This is a genomic window from Brachybacterium equifaecis (genome assembly GCF_023509525.1).
Lineage (GTDB): Bacteria > Actinomycetota > Actinomycetes > Actinomycetales > Dermabacteraceae > Brachybacterium > Brachybacterium equifaecis.
This window is the reverse complement of the sequence record NZ_JAKNCJ010000017.1, coordinates 1-4,036: the sequence shown is the minus strand read 5'-3', so window position 1 is coordinate 4,036 and position 4,036 is coordinate 1. Positions and strand designations below refer to the sequence as shown.

Sequence of the window (4,036 nt, the reverse complement as noted above, 5' to 3'; positions counted from 1 at the left end):
CCACCATCGCCGAGGAGATCAACAATCGACCCCGCCGCCGACTGGGCTATCTCACGCCCACCGAGGCATTCGCACGACTGCTCGCCGGCGAGCCCCATGTTGCTTCGACGCCTTGACATCGCCGATCCGCAGGCGTACGATTCCGCGCGTGCCGTTACACAGTCGCCCTCGGGCGCGCGTCGTCGATCGGCGACCTCGCCCCGCACGAACCGTCTTCCTAGCGTTCGCTGCCGCCGCTCTCGTTGGGACTCTTCTGCTTCTACATCCAGCCGCGACCCCTACTCCCGGTGGTGCGACCGGCATGGAGGCCCTGTTCACCGCCGTCTCCGCACTGTGTGTCACGGGGCTGATCGTGGTCGATACGCCCGTTCACTGGAGTGGCTTCGGTCAGGCCGTGATCCTCGCTCTCATCCAGGTCGGCGGCTTCGGGGTGATGACCTTCGCCTCTGTTGTCGGTATCGCCGTCATCCGCAAGCTCTCACTGCGGTCCCGGCTCACGGCCGCCACGGAGGTCAAGAGCTTCGGGATCGAGGACATCCGCACGCTCGTGATCAGCGTGGTGCGGATCTCCCTCGCGATCGAGGCCGCGGCTGCGGTGGTCCTCACCTTGCGCTTCGCCCTCGCCTACGACGAGCCCTGGGGCAGCGCCCTGTGGCTGGGGGTGTTCCACGCCGTCTCCGCGTTCAACAACGCCGGGTTCGCCCTGTACAGCGACAGCCTCATGCCCTTCGCTGACGACCCGGTGGTCCTGCTGACTGTGAGTGCTGCTCTCGTGCTGGGTGGCGTCGGGTTCCCTGTGCTCATGCAGCTGGGTAGGCACCTGGGGACGCCGCGGCTGTGGTCGATGAACACTCGGATCGTCGTGGCCGCGACTCCGTTACTGCTCGTGCTCGGCACGCTCTACATCACTGCCCTGGAGTGGAACAACCCGGAGACCCTCGGCGGTATGTCGCCGCCTCTGCGGATCCTCAACGGGTTCACCATGTCCGCCCAGACCAGGACGGCCGGGTTCAACACCATCGACACAGGCGCGATGGATCCGGCGACGTGGCTGGGCATGGACCTGTTGATGTTCATCGGGGGCGGACCGGCCGGCACCGCCGGCGGCATCAAGGTCACCACCTTCGCGGTCCTGTTCTTCCTCATGCTGGCCGAGCTGCGGGGCGCGGGCGCCGTGACGGTGTTCGGCAAGCGTCTCTCTCGCGCCGTGCACCGACAGGCCATCACCGTCATCGTCCTGGCCGTCGGTCTTGTTGCTGCCTCCACGCTCCTGCTGATGGTCCTCACCGATTTCTCGCTCGACGAGATCTTGTTCGAGGTGGTCTCCGCGTTCGCCACCGTGGGGCTGTCCACCGGCATCACTGCCGATCTACCCGCTGGCGCGCAGCTCGTGCTCATCGCGCTGATGTTCATTGGCCGGCTGGGCCCGATCACCGCCGCCGCGGCTCTCGCCCTGAGGCCGCGACAGATCCTCTATGACCTCCCTAAGGAAAGGCCGATCATTGGCTAAGCACCGACTCTTCCGCAGCACCGATCCGGGAAGTGTCGCGTCCGCGAACGCGGTGGCGGTCATCGGCCTGGGCCGCTTCGGACAGTCTCTTGCACTGGAGCTCATGGACAACGGCACCGAAGTGCTCGGCATCGACTCGCGTGAGCACGTCGTCCAGTCCCTCAACGGGAAGCTGACCCACGTCGTGGCCGCAGATGCCACTGACGAGCAGGTGCTGCGCCAGCTGTCGATTCCGGAGTTCGATCGCGTGGTCGTCGCGATCGGCAACGACATCCAGTCCAGCATCTTGGTCACGTCACTGCTCTTGCGGTTCTCAATTGCGCATATCTGGGCGAAGGCTGTCAGCGACCCGCATGGCCTCATCCTCGAGCAGCTCGGAGTTCCGCACGTCGTGTATCCCGAGAAGGACATGGGGCGCCGCCTCGCGCACATCGTGCGCGGCAGCATGCAGGATTTCATCGAGATTGACACCGATTTCGCGATGGTGAAGACGGAGGTGAACCCTCACTACGCGGGGATGCGGCTCGGCGACAGCAATATCCGACGCAAGCATGGCGTCACCGTGAGCGCCATCAAGCACCAGGGCGGGGCGTGGCAAGCCGCCGCTGCCGACACCGTGCTGCAGGCCGGAGACATCATCCTGGTCACCGGGCCCACCCGACAGGCGGAACGTTTCAGCCGGCCGTCCGCGTAGTTCCCGGTTGCCACTACGTGCATTCTCGGCGCGGCTAGATGCCGGAGCTGAGGCCGGACGCGGTGAAGTGCTTCTGCAGGGCGCCCCCTTGCGCCTCTGCATCGGGAGGAGTGGGACTGGTGCGGTTGCCAATAGGGTCCGGATCGGCACTTCTGCGACACATCTGTCGCACTGGGTATACCCCAAGATGACATCCGGCCAGCCATGAAGTACGAGTGAGCGCATGAGGCTGGAGAAAATGACCAAATTTGGTGTACACCTTGGGCATGCGGAAACTCCCAACGCGACACGAGCTTGGCCTTATCGACTTCGTAACTCACGAGGCCCTGTCATCGCTGAGCCGTGACGTTCCCCTCGAGCTCGAGGCGATCCAGTCGGCATGGCCCGAATTTGAGCATGCCTTAGACTCTCTCCGTGGCCGTCGCATGATGGGCCTCATCTACCCAGCGTCGAATATCTACCGAATGTCATCCACTCGGCTCGACCGTGACCGCGACAACCCGTTAGAGCTCAACGAAACGATCGTTCCCGGCGGGGACTATCTCCGCCTTCGCCTGCGCGGTAAAGCACCCGCCGTGTATGAGCAGATCGCTGACGCCTTCAGCGTGCTATTCGAGCTCGCAGTCCACGACCCGAGCCGCCCACACATAGAGAGCTACCGGCGCGAAGGAGAGATCGACTGCCTCGTTCCCACGCTCCGTGAAAGCTAATTCGCCGTAAACCGTGGGACAACCGCGAAGTCGTGACAACCTCAAAGTGACAGATTCGTGGCCTTAGGTACCACCCTGCGTGACAGCTGCGCGACCGTAGCCTCCGCCGTCACACAGGGTCCGATACAGCACTTTCGTGACAGATCTGTGCCGTGGGGTATGCCCCAAGGGACACAGGCCGGGGCCCGGCGAACGTTGACGGCTCACCGCTACTATCTGCGTATCCGAACTTGCCCGAGGCGGCCCTGAATGGACAGGGCTTCGGCTCACCAACCAGGGAGCTCTGCACAAATGAAGCCACTGGAGTTCCTGAATCGGGTATACATCGTGAATCCTCGCGGTGTAGATCCAAGCCTGGTAGAGGCCGCTGCAGGCGGCCTGCGTGACAAGGTAACGAAGCAGATGGTCCGACAGGCTCGCCCCGTAGGCGACATCCTGATGAAGAACCCCGGCCCGGTAGTTGGAGTCATAGTCGGCGGAGCCGCTGCGCTCTCGGCCACGGGTGTCGTTGTGGCCAAGCGAAAGGTCATCGGCGAGAAGGTAAAGCGGGGATGGGAGCGAGCCCAGGGGAAGACTTCGACCCCTGATGCCGACGGCCGCTTCTACGACCCGTGGCGCGCCGCCTCGCCCAAGACAGAGGACGGCAAACCGGAGTCGGCCACAACTCCGGCCAATGAGCATCCCCTGCCCTCCGACTCGCACGAGAAGCCGCCTACCGGCGACGTCGGCTGAGGATCCCGTACACACGATTTGCGGGATCTCGTTTCTGGGACGCGATGGCTCGCCCCGGCGCGCACGAGGAGCCTCGATGGGAGGAGGGGACGGGCCCGCTACGCCGATCTGTCGCCAGCGGGCCCTGAGCAACGAGAGCGTCGCCCCTTGCCGCCCGTTTACGCGCTCTGTCGAGGCCCCGAGGGTTGGGGGTGGTGTCATAGCGTTGAAGCAACACTCCCGGTCGGCGGGGGTCTGATCGGTGGAGTGTGCGGATGGCGCGGGTGGGGGTCAAGTCCCCGGAAGTGGTGTAGCGATCCTTCGGCGATAGGGATCAGGCTGTCAGCGCGGGAAGTGCATCGGTGCTCACCTCGTTCACGGGATTGGTGGTGAGGGTGAGGCGGCAACGGG

The 4,036-nt window shown here is 64.5% G+C and carries 3 protein-coding genes and 1 pseudogene; all 4 read left to right on the top strand.

Annotated elements, in window-relative coordinates:
* A pseudogene (locus Bequi_RS14475) lies at positions 1-116 on the top strand (IS30 family transposase); the annotation flags it as partial.
* A gap of 185 nt (positions 117-301) precedes the next feature.
* On the top strand, positions 302-1,510 hold the full coding sequence (locus tag Bequi_RS14095) for a potassium transporter TrkG (protein ID WP_103384717.1): 1,209 nt from the start codon (positions 302-304) through the stop codon (positions 1,508-1,510).
* Positions 1,503-2,204 (top strand): potassium channel family protein, encoded by a 702-nt coding sequence (locus tag Bequi_RS14090; protein WP_249738566.1) that lies wholly within the window; start codon positions 1,503-1,505, stop codon positions 2,202-2,204. Before Bequi_RS14095 ends, Bequi_RS14090 begins: the two co-directional genes overlap by 8 nt.
* A gap of 1,001 nt (positions 2,205-3,205) precedes the next feature.
* Positions 3,206-3,646: a hypothetical protein gene (locus Bequi_RS14085; RefSeq protein ID WP_249738565.1), complete on the top strand. Its 441-nt coding sequence runs from the start codon at positions 3,206-3,208 to the stop codon at positions 3,644-3,646.
* The last annotated feature ends 390 nt before the right edge of the window (positions 3,647-4,036 follow it).

Coding starts and splice junctions, on each gene's coding strand:
- Bequi_RS14085 (WP_249738565.1), top strand. CDS start 3,206: ATGAAGCCACTGGAGTTCCTGAATCGGGTATACATCGTGAATCCTCGC.
- Bequi_RS14095 (WP_103384717.1), top strand. CDS start 302: ATGGAGGCCCTGTTCACCGCCGTCTCCGCACTGTGTGTCACGGGGCTG.